18 protein-coding genes and 1 pseudogene are annotated in these 17,918 nt (G+C 73.5%); 17 read left to right on the plus strand and 2 right to left on the minus strand.

Features of this window, described 5'->3' with window-relative positions; all coding sequences use genetic code 11:
• Window positions 1-41 precede the first annotated feature (41 nt).
• Window positions 42-806, minus strand: coding sequence for a LamB/YcsF family protein (locus CRM73_RS13300; protein WP_035923428.1), 765 nt, complete (start codon window positions 804-806; stop codon window positions 42-44).
• A 206-nt stretch (window positions 807-1,012) separates the two neighbouring features.
• Between CRM73_RS13300 and CRM73_RS13305 the strand changes: the two genes are divergently transcribed.
• From CRM73_RS13305 to CRM73_RS13385, 17 genes are all read left to right on the plus strand, one after another.
• Entirely contained in the window at window positions 1,013-1,519 is a 507-nt protein-coding gene (locus CRM73_RS13305; RefSeq protein WP_017833162.1) for a PTS sugar transporter subunit IIA, read from the plus strand.
• Window positions 1,520-1,683: 164 nt separating this feature from the next.
• Window positions 1,684-2,235 carry a hypoxanthine phosphoribosyltransferase gene (gene hpt / locus CRM73_RS13310; protein ID WP_017832038.1) on the plus strand — a complete coding sequence of 184 codons (552 nt, stop codon included), beginning with the start codon at window positions 1,684-1,686 and terminating at the stop codon, window positions 2,233-2,235.
• 194 nt (window positions 2,236-2,429) lie between these two features.
• Complete coding sequence (gene ftsH, locus CRM73_RS13315) at window positions 2,430-4,550, plus strand: ATP-dependent zinc metalloprotease FtsH (protein WP_035926025.1); 2,121 nt, start codon at window positions 2,430-2,432, stop codon at window positions 4,548-4,550.
• A gap of 12 nt (window positions 4,551-4,562) precedes the next feature.
• Window positions 4,563-5,318 carry a GTP cyclohydrolase I FolE gene (folE, locus tag CRM73_RS13320; protein ID WP_176337921.1) on the plus strand — a complete coding sequence of 252 codons (756 nt, stop codon included), beginning with the start codon at window positions 4,563-4,565 and terminating at the stop codon, window positions 5,316-5,318.
• A 4-nt stretch (window positions 5,319-5,322) separates the two neighbouring features.
• Window positions 5,323-6,267: a dihydropteroate synthase gene (gene folP / locus CRM73_RS13325; RefSeq protein WP_017832035.1), complete on the plus strand. Its 945-nt coding sequence runs from the start codon at window positions 5,323-5,325 to the stop codon at window positions 6,265-6,267.
• Entirely contained in the window at window positions 6,264-6,725 is a 462-nt protein-coding gene (gene folB / locus CRM73_RS13330; protein WP_017832034.1) for a dihydroneopterin aldolase, read from the plus strand. Before folP ends, folB begins: the two co-directional genes overlap by 4 nt.
• A 1-nt stretch (window position 6,726) precedes the next feature.
• Window positions 6,727-7,257 carry a 2-amino-4-hydroxy-6-hydroxymethyldihydropteridine diphosphokinase gene (folK, locus tag CRM73_RS13335; protein ID WP_017832033.1) on the plus strand — a complete coding sequence of 177 codons (531 nt, stop codon included), beginning with the start codon at window positions 6,727-6,729 and terminating at the stop codon, window positions 7,255-7,257.
• A gap of 12 nt (window positions 7,258-7,269) precedes the next feature.
• A complete protein-coding gene (locus CRM73_RS13340; protein ID WP_052132870.1) occupies window positions 7,270-7,839 on the plus strand; it encodes a DUF3180 domain-containing protein in 570 nt (189 codons plus the stop codon).
• 10 nt (window positions 7,840-7,849) lie between these two features.
• Window positions 7,850-8,362: a PH domain-containing protein gene (locus tag CRM73_RS13345; RefSeq protein ID WP_031282261.1), complete on the plus strand. Its 513-nt coding sequence runs from the start codon at window positions 7,850-7,852 to the stop codon at window positions 8,360-8,362.
• Window positions 8,359-9,885: a PH domain-containing protein gene (locus CRM73_RS13350; protein WP_229588062.1), complete on the plus strand. Its 1,527-nt coding sequence runs from the start codon at window positions 8,359-8,361 to the stop codon at window positions 9,883-9,885. The genes CRM73_RS13345 and CRM73_RS13350 overlap by 4 nt, the downstream gene beginning before the upstream one ends.
• A complete protein-coding gene (locus CRM73_RS13355) occupies window positions 9,882-10,829 on the plus strand; it encodes a Rossmann-like and DUF2520 domain-containing protein (protein WP_109268637.1) in 948 nt (315 codons plus the stop codon). The genes CRM73_RS13350 and CRM73_RS13355 overlap by 4 nt, the downstream gene beginning before the upstream one ends.
• The gene (panC, locus tag CRM73_RS13360) at window positions 10,826-11,713 is read left to right on the plus strand and encodes a pantoate--beta-alanine ligase (RefSeq protein ID WP_109268638.1); all 888 of its coding nucleotides are present in this window, start codon (window positions 10,826-10,828) and stop codon (window positions 11,711-11,713) included. The genes CRM73_RS13355 and panC overlap by 4 nt, the downstream gene beginning before the upstream one ends.
• A 44-nt stretch (window positions 11,714-11,757) precedes the next feature.
• Window positions 11,758-13,281, plus strand: coding sequence for a lysine--tRNA ligase (gene lysS, locus CRM73_RS13365; RefSeq protein WP_095650873.1), 1,524 nt, complete (start codon window positions 11,758-11,760; stop codon window positions 13,279-13,281).
• A gap of 75 nt (window positions 13,282-13,356) precedes the next feature.
• Complete coding sequence (locus CRM73_RS13370; protein WP_017832026.1) at window positions 13,357-13,572, plus strand: hypothetical protein; 216 nt, start codon at window positions 13,357-13,359, stop codon at window positions 13,570-13,572.
• A gap of 261 nt (window positions 13,573-13,833) precedes the next feature.
• Entirely contained in the window at window positions 13,834-14,166 is a 333-nt protein-coding gene (locus tag CRM73_RS13375) for an Lsr2 family protein (RefSeq protein WP_017832025.1), read from the plus strand.
• A gap of 304 nt (window positions 14,167-14,470) precedes the next feature.
• The gene (locus CRM73_RS13380) at window positions 14,471-17,035 is read left to right on the plus strand and encodes an ATP-dependent Clp protease ATP-binding subunit (RefSeq protein ID WP_035926045.1); all 2,565 of its coding nucleotides are present in this window, start codon (window positions 14,471-14,473) and stop codon (window positions 17,033-17,035) included.
• 132 nt (window positions 17,036-17,167) lie between these two features.
• On the plus strand, window positions 17,168-17,695 hold the full coding sequence (locus tag CRM73_RS13385; protein ID WP_035926048.1) for an amino-acid N-acetyltransferase: 528 nt from the start codon (window positions 17,168-17,170) through the stop codon (window positions 17,693-17,695).
• Here CRM73_RS13385 and CRM73_RS13390 read toward each other — a convergent pair.
• A pseudogene (locus CRM73_RS13390) lies at window positions 17,679-17,918 on the minus strand (A/G-specific adenine glycosylase); the annotation flags it as partial. The gene CRM73_RS13385 and the pseudogene CRM73_RS13390 sit on opposite strands and share 17 nt — an antisense overlap.

Raw genomic sequence — 17,918 nt, forward strand, 5'->3', positions numbered from 1 at the left:
GAGCGGCCGGACCCGGCGGGGCCCCGCGGGGGCCGGCCCGCTCACAGGAAGCTCCCGACCCGCAGGCCGGCCTCCTCGAGGGCGCGGCGCACGCGCTCGGCGATGGCCAGCGCCCCGGGGGTGTCCCCGTGCACGCAGATGCTCTGGGCGTCCACCGCCACGAGGGAGCCGTCGACGGCCTCGACCACGCCCTCGACGGCCATCCGCACCACGCGGGCGGCGATCTCGTCGGCGTCGTGCAGGACGGCGCCGGCCTCGGTGCGGGGCACGAGCGTGGCCTGCGGCGTGTAGCCGCGGTCGGCGAAGGCCTCGCGGACCGTGCGCAGCCCGGCCGCCCGCGCCTGGCGCTCGATCTCGGAGCCGGGCAGCACCAGCAGGGGCAGGGCGTCGTCGACGTCGCGCACGGCGTCCACCACCGCTCCTGCGTGCTCCTCGTGGTGGACGATCGCGTTGTACAGGGCGCCGTGCGGCTTGACGTAGCTCACCCCGGTGCCCGAGGCGCGGGCCAGGGCCTGGAGGGCGCCGATCTGGTACACCAGCTGGTCGGTCAGCTCCGCCCGGGGCACGGCGATGAAGCGGCGGCCGAAGCCCTTGAGGTCGTCGTAGGAGACCTGCGCGCCCACGGCCACGCCCTGCTCGGCGGCCACGGTGCAGGTCCGTCGGGCGACCGTCGGGTCCCCCGCGTGGAAGCCGCAGGCCACGTTGGCGCTGGTGACCACGTGCAGGACGGCCTCGTCGCCGGCCATGGCCCAGGCACTGAGCGACTCGCCGCAGTCCGCGTTGAGGTCGATGTCGGAGGGGGGCATGCTGTGCTCCTTGTCACGTCGGTCCCTCCAGCATGCCCTGTCCCCCAGGATTGTTCAACAATATTTGCCGTCGGGATCGGAATCCGCGCGGATCGGTGGACGCCGGGGCCCGGCCGCCGTAGGTTGGCCCGCACGAGGGCGCAGCGGTGCCGCGGGCAGCGCGGTGGGACCGCGCCGCCCGTCCACCTCCACCGATGGGACAGCACATGAGCGACAGGACCTCCCGCGCCGAGGACGACTCCCCGGGGCGCTCCGGCTCCGTCCTGGACCACCTGAGCGAGTCGACCGTGCTCCTGGACGTCCACGGGGCGGACCGGGACGGCGTCATCCGGCAGCTTGCCGAGCTCGGCGCGCACACGGGGCGGGCGTACGACGCCGACAGCACCGTCGCGGCGGCCCTGGCCCGGGAGGAGGAGGGGTCCACCGGGGTGGGCAACGGCGTGGCCCTGCCGCACGCCAAGTCCGCCGGTGCCGAGCGGCCGATGATCGCGTTCGCCCGCAGCCGGGACGGCGTGGAGTGGAACGCGCTGGACGGCGAACCGGTCCACCTGGTCTTCCTGATCTCCCTCCCGGAGGAGCGCTCCGGGGAGGAGCACCTGGAGCTGCTGGCCGAGCTCTCCGAGGCCCTGGCCGGGGAGTCCTGCCGGCGGGCCCTCCTCGACGCCGGGAGCGCGTCCGAGGTGCTGGCCGCGCTGGAGGAGGCGCTGGGCTGACCGGTCCGGCCGGGCAGGTGCGGGGCCCGTGCAGATGGCGGGTATGGTGTCGGTGTGGCGCCGCCGCCCGACGGCGGGCACCCGTGGCCCGGGGCACCTGGAGCTCGTCCGCCCGCGGCCCGCGAGCGCCACCCGACCCGCATCCGCATCACCCGAGGAGCGCCGTGAAGGCTGAGGACGTCCAGGGGGATCTCACCGAGGTCCTGTACAGCAAGGAAGACATCGACACGAGGATCGCCGAGCTGGCGGCCGCCGTGGACGCCGACTACCGGGGCCGGGACGTCCTGCTCGTGGGCGTGCTCAAGGGTGCGGTGATGGTCATGGCCGACCTGTGCCGGGCGCTCCAGGGCCAGTACCCCATGGACTGGATGGCCGTGTCCTCCTACGGCTCCGGGACCAAGTCCTCGGGCGTGGTCCGCATCCTGAAGGACCTGGACACGGACCTCACGGGGCGGGACGTGCTCATCGTGGAGGACATCATCGACTCGGGCCTGACCCTGTCCTGGCTGCGCGCCAACCTCGAGTCCCGCGGCACGGCCTCGGTGGAGATCTGCGCCCTGCTGCGCAAGCCCGAGGCCGCGAAGACCTCCATCGACGTCAAGTACGTGGGCTGGGACATCCCCAACGAGTTCGTGGTGGGCTACGGGCTCGACTACGCCGAGAAGTACCGCAACCTCGACTGCATCGCGACCCTGGCGCCGCACGTCTACGAGTGAGCCGGCGCCCCGGGCGGGCGTGCGCCGCGGCGGTTCCCGGGCCGGGTGTCCGCTGACAGGGAACTCCCGGCCCGTCCGGGGCCCGACCCCGAGTCCGGGCTGTACATTGTAGGTCTGCGTCCCCTGGACCTCCGGCCCTGGGCGGGCACGGGCTCGAGGGGGCCCGGACAACCATCCACGGGAGGATCAGCGGCTTGGCCACGGCGAAAAAACCCAACAACTTCTTCAGAGGACCCTGGTTCTGGGTCCTGCTGGCCGCTCTGATCCTCTTCCCCCTGGTGGGCACGCTCACCACGGGCTCCTCCGGGCGCGTGGACACCAACGTCGGCCTGCAGCTGCTCCGCGAGGGCCAGGTCGCCGAGGCGAAGATCTACGACGGCCAGCAGAAGGTCGAGCTCCAGCTGGAGGAGGACCTCTCCCTCGACGGCCGCGACCTCGGGCGCAGCGTCGAGTTCTACTACGTCACCCCGCGCGGGGAAGAGGTCGTCGACGCGATGAACGCGGCGGACCTCCAGGGGTTCACGGACCAGCCCGTCGAGTCGAACTGGTTCACCAGCCTCCTCGGCTTCATGCTGCCGTTCCTGATCATCCTCGCCATCTTCTGGTTCGTGTTCTCCCGGATGCAGGGGGGCGGGTCCCAGGTCATGCGCTTCGGCCGCTCGCGGGCCAAGATGTTCGACAAGGACAACCCCACGGTGACCTTCGCCGACGTCGCCGGCGCGGACGAGGCCGTGCAGGAGCTCGACGAGATCAAGCAGTTCCTGGTGGAGCGGGAGCGCTTCACCGCCCTCGGCGCGAAGGTGCCCAAGGGCGTGCTGCTCTACGGCCCTCCCGGCACCGGCAAGACCCTGCTCGCGCGGGCGGTGGCCGGCGAGGCCGGCGTGCCCTTCTTCTCGATCTCCGGCTCCGACTTCGTCGAGATGTTCGTGGGCGTGGGCGCCTCCCGGGTCCGCGACCTGTTCCAGCAGGCCAAGGAGAACGCGCCGGCCATCATCTTCGTGGACGAGATCGACGCCGTGGGCCGCCAGCGCGGCGCGGGCATGGGCGGCGGCAACGACGAGCGCGAGCAGACCCTCAACCAGCTGCTCGTCGAGATGGACGGCTTCGACGCCACCACCAACGTCATCCTGATCGCCGCGACCAACCGCCCCGACGTCCTGGACCCGGCGCTGCTGCGCCCGGGCCGCTTCGACCGCCAGATCGGCGTGGAGGCCCCCGACATGAAGGGCCGCCTGCAGATCCTCCGGGTGCACTCGCAGGGCAAGCCGCTCGCGGACAACGTGGACCTCGCCGCCGTGGCCAAGCGCACCCCCGGCTTCACGGGCGCCGAGCTCGCCAACGTGATGAACGAGGCCGCGCTGCTGACGGCCCGCTCCCACGCCCAGCTCATCGACGACCGCGCCGTGGACGAGGCGATCGACCGGGTCATCGCTGGTCCGCAGAAGCGCAGCCGGATCATGAAGGAGCTCGAGCGCAAGGTCACCGCCTACCACGAGGGCGGGCACGCGCTCGTGGCCGCGGCCCTGCGCAACACGGACCCGGTCACGAAGATCACCATCCTGCCCCGCGGCCGGGCCCTGGGCTACACCATGGTCATGCCCATGGACGACAAGTACTCGACCACCCGCAACGAGCTGCTCGACCAGATGGCCTACGCCATGGGCGGGCGCGCGGCGGAGGAGATCGTGTTCCGGGACCCGTCCACCGGCGCGTCCAACGACATCCAGAAGGCCACCGACACGGCCCGCAAGATGGTCACCCAGTACGGCATGAGCGCCCGCGTGGGCTCGATCAAGCTGGGCGGGGACAGCTCCGAGCCGTTCCTCGGCCGGGACGCCGCCGGCTCGGGCCGGGAGTACTCCGAGCGCACCGCCGCGATCGTCGACGAGGAGGTGCGGGCCCTGCTGGACCAGGCCCACGACGAGGCGCACGCGATCCTCATGGACAACCGTCCCGTCCTCGACCGGCTCGCCCTCGAGCTGCTCGAGAAGGAGACGCTCAACGAGGCGCAGATCGCGGACCTCTTCCACGACATCCGCAAGCGGGACCTGCGGCCCGTGTGGCTGTCCAAGGACACCCGGCCGCTCTCCGAGGACCCGCCCGTGGTCACGCAGGCCGAGCGCGAGGAGGCCCGGCGGCTGCACGCCCAGGACCCCGCGACCCTGGCCCCGCAGGACCAGGCGGCCGCCGCGAAGCCGGAGCACCCCCTCGAGGTCCCGGAGCGCGGGCACTCGGTGCCCCCGGGGGAGGGGGCGGGCTCCTCGAGCACCACCGGACCCTCCGCGGAGCGCGCCCCGGGGGCCGGCACGGACTGAGCCGGGCCTAGGATGGAGCGACAGCCGGTCGCGTCCGCCGACTCCCGTCCCGTCCGGCAGACCCCGCCGCACCGGCAGATCCCGAAGGAGGGCGCGTTGCCCCACGAGGCCCGCACGAAGCAGACGAGCGCGCACGACCTGCGCGCGGAGGCGTTCGACCCGCCGTACCCCGACCCCGCCCCCGCGCTGGAGGCCGGCGCCGGGGCGGTCGACCAGCCGCGCGTCGCGGCGGCCGTGCGCGAGCTGCTGCTGGCGATCGGCGATGACCCGGACCGGGACGGCCTGCAGGGCACCCCGGGGCGCGTGGCGCGGGCGTACGCGGAGATGTTCGCGGGCCTGCACCAGGACCCCGCCGAGATCCTCGGGACGACCTTCGACATCGGCCACTCCGAGATGGTCCTCGTCAAGGACATCCCCTTCTACTCGACCTGCGAGCACCACCTCGTCCCGTTCCACGGGCACGCCCACGTGGGCTACATCCCCGGCCACGACGGGATGGTCACCGGCCTGAGCAAGCTCGCCCGCCTCGTGGACCTCTTCGCCCGCCGGCCCCAGGTCCAGGAGCGGCTGACCACCCAGGTGGTGGAGGCGATCGTGGAGCACCTCCAGCCGGCCGGGGTGATCGTGGTGGTCGAGTGCGAGCACCTGTGCATGTCCATGCGCGGGGTGCGCAAGCCGGGCGCCAAGACCGTCACCTCGGCCGTGCGCGGACAGCTGCGCGAGCCCGCCACCCGCGCCGAGGCGATGAGCCTCATCCTGGGGCGCTGAGCACATGACGCCCCCCCTCCGCACCGACCCCGCGCACCGGCCCTCCGGCTGGGGCTCCTTCGAGAACCTGCCCACCGGGCGCACGCTGGTCATGGGCATCCTCAACGTCACCCCCGACTCCTTCAGCGACGGCGGCGAGCACGCCGGGCACGAGGCCGCGATCGCGCACGGGCTGCGCATGCTCGCCGAGGGCGCCGACATCGTCGACGTCGGGGGCGAGTCCACCCGGCCCGGCTCCGAGCGGATCGACCCCGCCGAGGAGCGGCGCCGGATCCTGCCCGTGGTCGAGGCCCTCGCCGCCGCGGGCGCGGTGCTCAGCGTCGACACCCTCCACGCCGGGACCGCCGAGGCCGTCCTGGACGCCGGGGCGCACATCGTCAACGACGTCTCGGGGCTGCGCGCGAGCCAGGACATGATCGACCTGGTCGCCGAGCGGCAGGCCCCCTACGTCCTCATGCACGCCCGCGGCCTGCCCGACGTGCAGGACTCCCGGGCCGTCTACCACGACGTGGCCGGGGAGGTGCTCGGGGAGCTCGAGGCGCTGACGGAGCGCTGCCTGGCCGCCGGCCTGGCCCCCGAGAAGCTGGTCCTGGACCCCGGGCTGGGCTTCGACAAGCGCGGGGCGCAGAACTGGGAGCTGCTCCGGGCGCTGCCGCGCTTCACGGCCACCGGCCACAAGGTGCTCGTGGCGGCGTCCCGCAAGCGCTTCCTCGGCACCCTGCTCGAGCAGGACGGCGCACCGCGCCCCGCGGCCGGGCGGGACGCGGCGACGGCCGCGATCAGCGCGCTGTCCGCCCACGCGGGCGCGTGGTGCGTGCGCGTCCACGCCGTGCGCCCGAGCGCCGACGCCGTGGCCGCCGCGCACGCCTGGCGCGGCGTGGAGCCGGCCCTGCTGCGCCCCGCCGCCGACGCCGGCGTGCTGCCGGCGTCCTCCGGAGCGGACCGGTGAACCGCGTGCCGCGCGAGGACGCGGACGCCGCCCGGATGCGCGCCGGGGACCGGGCCGGCCGCCAGCACGTCCCGGTGTCCACCACCAGGGCCCCCGACCGCCGGGACCGGATCAACCTCCTGGGCATCGGCGCGGTGGGCTACCACGGCGTCTTCGACCAGGAGAAGCGCAGCGGCCAGCCCTTCTTCGTGGACCTCGTCATGTACCTGGACCTGGCCGCGGCGGGGGCCTCGGACGACGTCGCCCTGACCGCCCACTACGGCGAGGTCGCCGAGGAGGTGCGGGACATCGTCATCGGCCCCAGCGTCAACCTGCTCGAGACCCTCGCCGACCAGGTCGCCCGGCGGCTGCTCGCCCGCTTCCCGCTCGACGCGGTGGAGGTCACCGTGCACAAGCCCAAGGCGCCCATCGAGGTGACGTTCTCCGACGTCTCCGTCACGATCTACCGGGAGCGCTGAGGTGGGCACCCGGGCCGTCCTCGCCCTCGGCGCCAACCTCGGCGACCGGGAGGCCACCCTCCGCGGCGCCGCCCTCGAGCTGGCCGCCCACCCGCGGATCACGCTGGTCCGCGCCTCGCCCATCGTGCGCTCCCGGCCGGTCGGCGGACCGGCCGGCCAGGGGGACTACCTGAACGCGGTCGTCGAGGTGGAGACCGAGCTGAGCCCCTTCGGGCTGCTGCGGGCGTGCCAGGAGGTGGAGGAGCGCCACCACCGGACCCGGACGCAGCGCTGGGGCCCGCGCACCCTCGACGTCGACATCGTGGTCTACGGGGACCTGCGCCTGGACGAGCCGGACCTCACCGTGCCCCACCTGCGCGCCGGCACCCGCGCGTTCGTGCTCGTGCCCTGGGCCCTCATGGACCCCGGCGCGACGCTCGAGGGGCGCAGCGTCGCCGAGCTGGCCCGCCGGGCGGAGGACCTCGGCGGCCTGGGGCCGGACACGATCCCCCTGCTGCCCGAGGACCCCGCTCCCGGCGGGGACGGGGACTGAGGGGGAGCCGCCGTGCACGTGCTCACGGTCCCGGCGCTGCTGATGTGCGCCGCCGCCGCAGGCGCCGTCGGCTGGACCGCCAACCGGCTGTCCACGGGCGCGGGCGGGCCGCTGCTGATCCTGCCGTGGGCCTCGCTCGCGGCCCTCGCCGCCGTGGCCGCGGCCCTGCTGGTGCTGGGCGTGCGGGTCAAGCGGCACCAGGACGGAGCGCGCCCGGAGCGTTTCGACCCGCTCGTGGCCGCCCGCACCGCGGCCGGCGCGCAGGCGGTGGCCTGGGCGGGGGCGATGCTGACCGGCTGGCACGCCGCCGTGGCCGTCGAGCAGCTCGCGCTGGTGACCGTGCGCTCCGAGCAGGGCCCGCTGTGGGCCAGCCTGGTGCACGCCGGGGCCGGGCTCGTGCTCGTGGTGGTGGGCTGGATCGTGGAGGGCTTCTGCAAGCTGCCGCCGGACGATCCCGATGCGGAGGAGGGCGCCGAGTACCGTAGGGGGCGGCAGAAGGAGCTTCCCGAGGGAGAAGGTGGTTATGCCCGAGAGATCCGCCCACGGGCCCGTCGGCGGCCCCGTGGCGGGGACGCCCGGTGACCGGGTGCCCCTGAGCAACCCCGCGATCGACCCCGAGGGCCTGGCCTGGACCCGGGTCTCGCCCAAGCACCTCTCCGTGGTGGTGCTCTCCACCCTCCTCAGCACCCTCTTCTGGCTCGCCGCCCTCGGCTGGCCGGCGGTGCTGGCGGCCACGGGCGTGTGGTCCGGCGCCCCCCTGGGCCTGCTGCTGCTGCCGCCCGCGGCCGTCCTGGCGGCCGGGCTGCTCTCCGTGCTCCTGGCCCCGCGGCGGGTCCGGGCGATCGGCTACGCCGAGCGCGGCGAGGACCTGCTCGTGCGGCGCGGCCTGCTCTACCAGCGGGTCACGGTGATCCCCTACGGCCGGATGCAGTACGTGGACGTGTCGGTCTCCCCGCTGCAGCGCAGCTTCGGCCTGGCCACCGTGAAGCTGCACACCGCCGCCGTGGGCAGCCACGCCGAGATCCCGGGGGTGGAGCACGCCGAGGCGTCCCGGCTGCGCGAGCGGCTCACCGCGCGCGGCGAGGCCCTCCTGGCGGGCCTGTGAGCGCTGCCCCCGCCCCCGCGCCGGCCCCGCAGTGGCACCGTGTCCACCCGCTGACCCCGGTGGTCAAGGGGTGGCTCGCGATGGTCGTGATCGCGGGCGCCTTCGTCAACATCCTCCTCGACGACTTCCTCAACGCCTTCCTCGGCCGCGGGGACGCCGTGCCGCCCCAGGACTTCGACCCGGCCCGGATGGGCGCCGTCTTCTGGTGGGTGCTGGCCGGGCTCGTGGCGGTCGTGCTCCTCGTGTTCGCCGCGGCCGTGCTGGTCTCCTGGTGGTTCACCCGCTACCAGGTGACCCCGGAGCACGTGCGGATCCGCTCCGGGGTGCTCTTCCGGCAGGAGCGCCAGGCCCGGCTGGACCGGGTGCAGGCCATCGACATCCACCGCCCGTTCCTGCCCCGGCTGCTGGGGCTGGCGGAGCTGAAGTTCGAGGTGGCCGACGCCGGGCAGTCCGCGGTGTCCCTGTCCTACCTCACCCACCCCCAGGCGCGCGTGCTGCGCGGGGAGCTGCTGGGCCGGCTCGGCCTGGCCGCCCCGGGCCAGGACCGCACCGCCCCGGCGCCCGGCGCGGCGCCCGGCGCGCCCGTGCGGCGACCGGCCCCCTGGGCGGTCACCGGGGACCAGGAGCGCCCGGTGCTCGGCGTGCCGGTGCCGCGGCTGATCGGCTCCGTGCTCGCCTCGGGCTCGTCGGTCGCCCTGGCCGTGCTGCTGGCCGCCGCACCGGCCGCCCTGCTGGTGGACGCCCGTGCCGCCCCGGCGATGCTCGCCGCCTGGCTGCCCGGGCTGATCAGCTTCGGGGCCGTCTCCTACCGCCGGGTCGAGCAGGGCTACCACTTCCGGCTGCTGCGCGTCCCCGAGGGCATGCGCGTGCGCTACGGCCTGTTCAGCGTCCGCTCCCAGACCGTCCCGGCGGGGCGGATCCAGGCGGTGGGCGTGGACCAGCCGCTGCTCTGGCGGCCCTTCGGCTGGTACCGGGTGCGGGTCAACGTGGCCGGCTACGGGCCCGCGGCGGGGGAGGGCGACGCCATGCGCTCGACCCTGCTGCCCGTCGGCACCCTGCCCCAGGTGCACCAGGTCCTGCACCTCGCGCTGCCCGGCGCCCGGGACGGTGACCTCGCCGCGCTGCTGCGGGAGGGCTTGCACGGCCTGGGCGCGCAGGGCCGGTTCACCACCTCTCCGCGCCGGGCCCGGTGGCTCGACCCCCTCGTGCACCGCCGGACGGGCTTCGCCGCGACCGAGGACGTCCTCGCGGTCCGGTCCGGGCGGCTGAGCCGGCGCACCGCCGTGCTGCCGCACGAGAAGACCCAGTCGGTGGCCGTGAGCCAGGGCCCGCTCGAGCGGGCCCTGGGGCTCGCCGACGTCCAGCTGCACTCCACGCCGGGGCCCGTGAGCGTCATGGTCCCGCATCTCGACGCCGGGGACGCCCGGGCGCTCGCCGCGGCCCAGGCGGTGCACGCGGCCGGGGCCCGTAGACTGGCCGACGGCCCGAGCCACCCCCACACCCCCCGCCAGGAGAGACCATGAGCCACCCGTCCGACCGCCCGGGACGCCTCGGGGTCGGGGTCGTCAGCGCCGGGAAGGTGGGCGCCGTCCTGGGCGCCGCGCTGCGCGCCGCCGGCCACGCCGTCGTCGGCGTCAACGCCGTCTCCGAGGCCAGCCGGGACCGCGCCGAGGCCCTCCTGCCCGGCGTGCCCGTCCTCGAGGTCCCGTCCGTGCTCGAGCGCGCCGAGCTCGTGCTGCTCGCCGTGCCCGACGACGAGCTGCCCGGGCTCGTGCAGGGCCTCGCCGACGCCGGGCTGTGGCAGGCCGGGCAGCTCGTGGTGCACACCGCGGGCCGCTGGGGCACCCGCGTCCTGGACCCGGCCCGCCGGCTCGGGGCGATCCCGCTCGCGATCCACCCGGCCATGACCTTCACGGGCATGAGCCTGGACCTTGCCCGGCTGAGCGACTGTTCGTTCGGGATCACGGCCCCGGGACCGGTGCTGCCCATCGCCCAGGCGCTGGTGGTCGAGATGGGCGCCGAGCCGGTGGTCGTCGCGGAGGCCGACCGCCCGCTCTACCACGCGGCCCTCGCCCACGGCGCCAACCACCTGATGACCGTCGCCGGACAGTCCATGCAGGTGCTCCGCGACATCGGCGTCGAGCGCCCCGACCGGATGGTGGGGCCCCTGCTGCGCGCGACCTTGGACAACGCCCTGGCCGCGGGGGAGTCCGCGCTCACGGGACCCGTGGCCCGCGGCGACGCCGGGACCGTGGCCGCCCACCGGGACGCCCTCGACGAGTACGCCCACGGCCACGGGAGCGACGACGTCCTGCTCGCCTACCTGGACCTCGCCCGCGTCACCGCCCGCCGTGCCCTGGACCGCGGCCTGCTCGACCGCCCGCGCTACGACGCCGTGCTCGCCGCCCTCGAGCTCACCCGGGACACCGACGGCACCGGCGGCACCGACGGAGAGGAGACCCCGTGAGCGACCCCACCGGCGCCCCCACCGGCGTCCCCCGCGTCTGCCGGGGCATCGAGGAGTTCCGGGCCGCGCTGGCCGACCGGCTCGGCGCGGCCCGGGACGGGGCGCCCGGTGAGCGGGCGTCCCTGGGCCTCGTGCCCACCATGGGCGCCCTGCACGAGGGGCACGGCCACCTGGTGCGCCTCGCCCGGCAGGAGAACACCGTGGTCGCGGTCTCGGTCTTCGTGAACCCGCTGCAGTTCGGCCCCGACGAGGACTTCGAGCGCTATCCGCGCACCCTCGAGGCAGACGTCGAGCTGCTCGGCCGGTTCGGCGCCGATCTCGTCTTCGCCCCGTCGACGGCGGAGATGTACCCGGACGGGGAGCCCCTCGTGCGCGTCACCTCCGGCCGGCTCGGTGCCGTGCTCGACGGCGCGAGCCGCCCCGGCCACTTCGACGGCGCCCTGACCGTGGTCAACAAGCTGCTCAACATCACCGCCCCGCCCGGGCCGGCCGCGTTCCGGGCGTACTTCGGGGAGAAGGACGCCCAGCAGCTGCTCCTCGTGCGCCGGATGGTCGCCGACTTCGACCTGCCCGTCACCGTCCGGCCCGTGCCCATCGTGCGCGACGAGGACGGGCTGGCCCTGTCCTCCCGCAACCGCTACCTCGACGCCGCGCAGCGCCGCTCCGCGCTCGTGCTCCCGCGCACCCTGCGGGCGCTCGCCGCCGGGGAGCTGGAGCTCGAGGCCGCCCGGCGGCGGATCGACGCCGAGGACGGGGTCCGGCTCGACTACCTCGTCGTCGTCGACCCCCGCACCCTGGCGCCGGTCGAGCCGGCGCCCGGCGCCCTTGCCCTCGTGGCCGCCCACGTGGGCGGCACCCGGCTGATCGACAACCTCGTGCTGTGAGGGCCCAGGCCGGGATTTGACCCTCCCCGTTATCCTGGACAACTGTGACCAACGCGCAGAACACCTCCCCGACCGCCCAGGCAGAGGCCGAGCAGGCCGAGCTCTCGGACCAGATGCAGTTCCGCCTCGCCAAGCGCGCCCGGCTCCTCGAGTCGGGCCGGGAGGCCTACCCCGTGGGCGTGGAGCGCACGCACACCCTCGCCGAGGTGCGGGAGGCCCACGGCCACCTCGAGCCCGGCGAGGAGACCGGGCAGTTCGTCGGCGTGGCCGGGCGCGTGGTCTTCGTGCGCAACACCGGCAAGCTGTGCTTCGCCACCCTCCAGGAGGGGGACGGCACCCGCCTGCAGGTGATGCTCTCCCTGGCGAAGGTGGGGGAGGAGTCCCTGGGCGAGTGGAAGTCCCTCGTGGACCTCGGCGACTTCGTCGCCGTGCACGGCGAGGTGATCGCCTCCCGCCGCGGCGAGCTCTCCGTGATGGCCGACGCCTGGACCATGGCGTCCAAGGCGCTCCGGCCTCTGCCCACGCTGCACAACGAGCTCAGCGAGGAGACCCGGGTGCGCCGGCGCTACCTCGACCTCATCGTCCGGCCCGAGGCCCGCGACGTCGTCGTGCAGCGGGCGCGGATCATCCAGACGGTGCGCAACGTCCTGGTGGAGCGCGGCTACGTGGAGATCGAGACGCCGATCCTGCAGCTCGTGCACGGCGGGGCCACGGCCCGGCCGTTCGAGACGCACCTCAACGCGTTCGACCAGGACATGACCCTGCGCATCGCCACGGAGCTCTACCTCAAGCGCGCCGTGGTCGGCGGGATCGAGCGGGTCTTCGAGATCGGGCGGGTCTTCCGCAACGAGGGCGTCGACTCCTCGCACAGCCCCGAGTTCACCACCCTGGAGGCCTACGAGGCCTACGCCGACCAGTTCACGATGGCCGAGCGGATCAAGGAGATCATCCTCGCGTGCGCCGACGCCCTGGGCGTCGACACCATCGAGACGGACAAGGGCACGATCGACCTGCGCGGGGAGTGGCGCTGGCTGTCCGTCTACCCCGCCCTCTCCGAGGCCGTGGGGCAGCGGATCACCCCGGAGACCCCCGTGGAGACCCTGCACCGGATCGCCGAGGAGCACGAGGTCCCCGTCGGCCCGATGTGGGACGCGGAGAAGTACGTGCTCGAGCTGTTCGGCGAGATCGTGGAGCCCACCCTGGTCCAGCCGACCTTCGTGTGCGACTACCCGCCCTCGGCGCAGCCGCTCGCCCGCCAGCACCGCTCCGAGCACGGCCTGATCGAGGCGTGGGACCTGATCATCGGGGGGATGGAGCGCGGCACGGCGTTCTCCGAGCTGATCGACCCCGTGGTCCAGCGCGAGCGGCTCACCGAGCAGTCCCACCGGGCCGCGGCCGGCGACGACGAGGCCATGCGGCTGGACGAGGACTTCCTGCGCGCCCTCGAGCACGGCGCCCCGCCCATGGGCGGCCTGGGCCTGGGCCTGGACCGGCTCATCATGCTCTTCACCGACCTGGGGATCCGGGAGACCATCCTGTTCCCCCTCATGAAGCCCGAGCAGGACTGAGCCCGGGCCGCGGCCGTGCCGCGGCCCCTCGCCGTCCCCAGCCTCCGCCCAGATCTCCCCGGGAGAATCGCACCCATGGAATACATCGCTGTCCTGCTGCCCTCGATCAGCATCGGCATCATCTTCTGGTTCATCCTCCGCTGGATCTTCCGCGGCGACCGCACGGAGCGCGCCGTCGAGTCCCGCTCGCAGGAGGACGCCGAGCGCTGGTACGAGGAGCTCAAGCAGCGCGACGGCGAGGACCTGCCGTTCGGCCACTCCCCGCGCCGCGGCCGCCGGACGGAGCGCTGAGCTCCCGGCCCCCGCCGCACCGTCTTTCGAATGAATTCGAATTGGCGCCCTGTTTGTCCGCCTTTTCGTGCTGTTGAATTCCGCCCGGTAATTGTAGGATAAACTCGACGACGCCGGGTGTTCGGGTCCGTCGGAGTTCTCCGGAATTCACGATCAGGATCATCCGGTATCACACGGGGGAATCAGCACCGCCTCAGGAAGCGCCGCTCTCGGCGCGGCCGGGCAGAGACGAGCGCCGAAAGGCGGAGGAGAGTTCCAGTTATGGCACAGACCGTGCAGATCATTCTCGAGGACGACCTCGACGGCGGGCCCGCGGAGGAGACCGTGCGCTTCGGCCTCGACGGCGCGCAGTACGAGATCGACCTCTCCGAGGAGAACGCCGCCAAGCTGCGCGACGCCGTGCGGCCCTTCATCGCCAAGGCCCGGCGCGCCCAGCAGGGCAAGCAGACGTCCAAGCAGGCCCGGCCCACCGGGAAGTCCAATCCGGACACCGCCGCCATCCGGCAGTGGGCCCGAGAGAACGGCCACCCGGTCTCCGACCGCGGCCGTATTCACCAGGACGTGCAGAAGGCGTACTACGACGCCCACAAATAAGAGCGCGCGTTCCGCGTCCGGCGGAATAGAGGAGGGGCCGGTCCGCCGGTCCCTCCTTTCCCTTTTCCTTCCGCCGGGCCCGTGCCCCTATCGGCCGCCGCGGGGCCCGGGCACGAAATGCCCCGGTATTCTTTTGATGACCTGCGCCTTTGCCGGTGCGGACGCGAACACCGGCATTTCCCCCGGGCTGTTCCGGGGACGGCCCGCGCCCCGGCCGTCCGGTCTTCTCGCCGGTGGCGAACAGCCCCCCGATCACCCCCTCGGGTGCGTAGCATCGGGTGCAGACATCGACTGAGGAGTATCCATGTTCGAACGCTTCACCGACCGCGCCCGCCGGGTCGTGGTGCTGGCCCAGGAAGAGGCCAGGATGCTCAACCACAACTACATCGGCACCGAGCACCTGCTGCTCGGGCTGATCCACGAGGGCGAGGGAGTGGCCGCCAAGGCGCTCGACTCGATGGGCATCACCCTCACCGGCGCCCGCGAGCAGGTCCAGGACATCATCGGACCGGGCCAGCAGGCCCCGTCCGGGCACATCCCCTTCACCCCCCGGGCCAAGAAGGTCCTCGAGCTCTCGCTGCGCGAGGCCCTCCAGCTCGGCCACAACTACATCGGTACCGAGCACATCCTGCTGGGCATCATCCGCGCGGGCGAGGGCGTGGCGGCGCAGGTGCTGACCAAGCTCGGCGCGGAGCCCCAGAAGGTGCGCTCCACCGTGCTGGAGCTGATCTCCGGCTACCAGGGCGGGGGCACCCCCGAGAAGGAGGGCGCCGGCGTGCGCTCGGCCGGCCAGTCCGAGGGCACGCCCGCGGGCTCGGCCGTGCTGGACCAGTTCGGCCGCAACCTCACCGCGGCCGCCCGCGAGGGCAAGCTGGACCCCGTCATCGGGCGGTTCCGCGAGATGGAGCGGGTCATGCAGATCCTCTCCCGGCGCACCAAGAACAACCCGGTGCTGATCGGCGAGCCCGGCGTGGGCAAGACCGCGGTGGTCGAGGGCCTGGCCCAGGCCATCGTGCGCGGCGACGTCCCGGAGACGCTCAAGGACAAGCACCTCTACACCCTGGACCTCGGGTCCCTGGTGGCGGGCTCCCGCTACCGCGGCGACTTCGAGGAGCGGCTCAAGAAGGTGCTCAAGGAGATCCGCACCCGCGGGGACATCATCCTGTTCATCGACGAGATCCACACCCTCGTGGGCGCCGGCGCGGCCGAGGGCGCGATCGACGCCGCCTCGATCCTCAAGCCCATGCTGGCCCGGGGCGAGCTGCAGACGATCGGCGCCACGACCCTCGACGAGTACCGCAAGCACATCGAGAAGGACGCGGCTCTCGAGCGCCGCTTCCAGCCGATCCAGGTGGACGAGCCCTCCGAGGCGCACGCCGTGGAGATCCTCAAGGGCCTGCGCGACAAGTACGAGGCGCACCACCGCGTCTCGATCTCGGACGACGCCCTCGAGGCGGCGGTGCACCTGGCCGCCCGGTACGTCTCCGACCGGTTCCTGCCGGACAAGGCGATCGACCTGATCGACGAGGCCGGTGCGCGCCTGCGCATCAAGCGGATGACCGCCCCGCCGGAGATCAAGGAGCTCGACGACCGCATCGTCGAGGTCAAGCGGCTCAAGGAGGCCGCGATCGACGGTCAGGACTACGAGAAGGCCGCCTCGCTGCGCGACACGGAGCAGAAGCTCATCGCGGAGCGGGACGACAAGGACCGTGCCTGGCGCGAGGGCGGCGACGAGCTCGCCGAGGTGACCCCCGAGGTCATCTCCGACGTCCTCTCCGCCTCCACGGGAGTGCCCGTCTACAAGCTCACCGAGGAGGAGACGGGCCGTCTCCTGCACATGGAGGACGAGCTGCACAAGCGCATCATCGGCCAGGACGACGCCATCAAGGCGCTCTCCCGGTCGATGCGCCGCACCCGGGCGGGCCTGAAGGACCCCAAGCGCCCGGGCGGGTCGTTCATCTTCGCCGGGCCCACGGGCGTCGGCAAGACCGAGCTCGCGAAGGCGCTGGCGGAGTTCCTGTTCGGGGACGAGGACGCCCTCATCACCCTGGACATGTCCGAGTACCAGGAGAAGCACACCGTCTCCCGGCTCTTCGGCGCCCCTCCGGGCTACGTGGGCTACGAGGAGGGCGGCCAGCTCACCGAGAAGGTGCGCCGCAAGCCGTTCTCGGTGGTGCTCTTCGACGAGGTCGAGAAGGCGCACCAGGACCTGTTCAACTCGCTGCTGCAGATCCTCGAGGACGGTCGCCTGACCGACTCGCAGGGCCGGGTGGTGGACTTCAAGAACACTGTGATCATCATGACCACGAACCTGGGCACCAAGGACATCTCCCGTGCCGTCCCGGTCGGCTTCCAGACCGGCGTGGACCCCGCGTCCAACTACGAGCGCATGCAGGCGAAGGTGCAGGACGAGCTCAAGGAGCACTTCCGGCCCGAGTTCCTCAACCGCGTGGACGAGATCATCGTCTTCCCGCAGCTCACCGAGAACGAGATCGTGCAGATCGTGGACCTGTTCGTGGCCCGGCTGCAGGAGCGGCTGCGGGACCAGGGCATGTCGATCGAGCTCTCCGACGCCGCGAAGCGGTGGGTCAGCCGCAAGGGCTACGACCCGTCCATGGGCGCCCGCCCGCTGCGCCGCACCATGCAGCGGGAGATCGAGGACCAGCTGTCCGAGAAGATCCTCTTCGGGGAGATCAGCACCGGGGAGAAGATCTTCGTGGACACCGAGGGCGAGGGGGACGCGGAGAAGCTGACCTTCTCCTCCACCCCGATGTCCGACCTCACCGGCGACGGCATGGTCGACCCGATGGGCGGCCTCGAGGACGTCGACGTCGCCCGCGGCGACGGTGAGAACCGCTCCGAGGGCTGAGCCGGCCCGGTGCCCGCCGAGGGGCCCGTCGCGCAACCGCGCGGCGGGCCCCTCGGCGTCCGCCCAAGTGGGGACGGTCACGGAGAGAGGCTCCGGCGGGCCGGCGGAGTTCGCAAGCGTACACTGGGGGTCGTGACCGACCTGCGCCTCCGACCCGCCCGCACCTCCGACGTCCCCGCCATCAAGGACCTCGTGGCCCCCCTGGCGCGCGCCGGGGTGCTGATCAACAAGGACACGGTCGCCTACTACGAGGGCATCCAGGAGTTCCTGGTGGTGGAGGCGGTCGGGGACGAGCAGGCCGGTCTCGTCGGCTGCGGCGCCCTCCACGTGATGTGGGAGGACCTGGGCGAGGTCCGCACCCTGGCGACCTCCGACGAGTGGCGGGGCCGCGGGGTGGGACGCACCCTGCTGGCCGGGCTGATCGAGCGGGCCCGCGCCGTGGGGGTCTCGCGCGTGTTCTGCCTGACCTTCGAGGTCGACTTCTTCAGCCGGCACGGCTTCGCGGTCATGCCCAACCAGAACCAGGTGCACCCCGACGTGTTCGCCGAGCTGCTGCGCTCGCACGACGAGGGCGTCGCCGAGTACCTGGACCTCGCCCGGGTGAAGCCCAACACCCTCGGCAACACCCGGATGCTGCTCCAGCTCAGCCCGGAAGACTGACCCCGGACGGTCCCGCGGCGGCCAGCCCGTCCCGCAGCAGCCCGTCCAGGGCGCGCCGGCGCTGCTCCTCCGGGGCGCCCAGCCCGTGCAGGGCGTCCAGGGCCCGCAGGGCCTCCGGCGCCAGTCCCGCGCCCGTGCCGACGTCCACGGGGCCCGTGAGGGAGACTGCCGGCACCGGCGCGGACCCGGCCCGCAGCACGGCCATGATCGCCCCGCGGACCTG

It is taken from the genome of Kocuria sp. CCUG 69068 (genome assembly GCF_020833785.1).
GTDB lineage: Bacteria > Actinomycetota > Actinomycetes > Actinomycetales > Micrococcaceae > Kocuria > Kocuria rosea.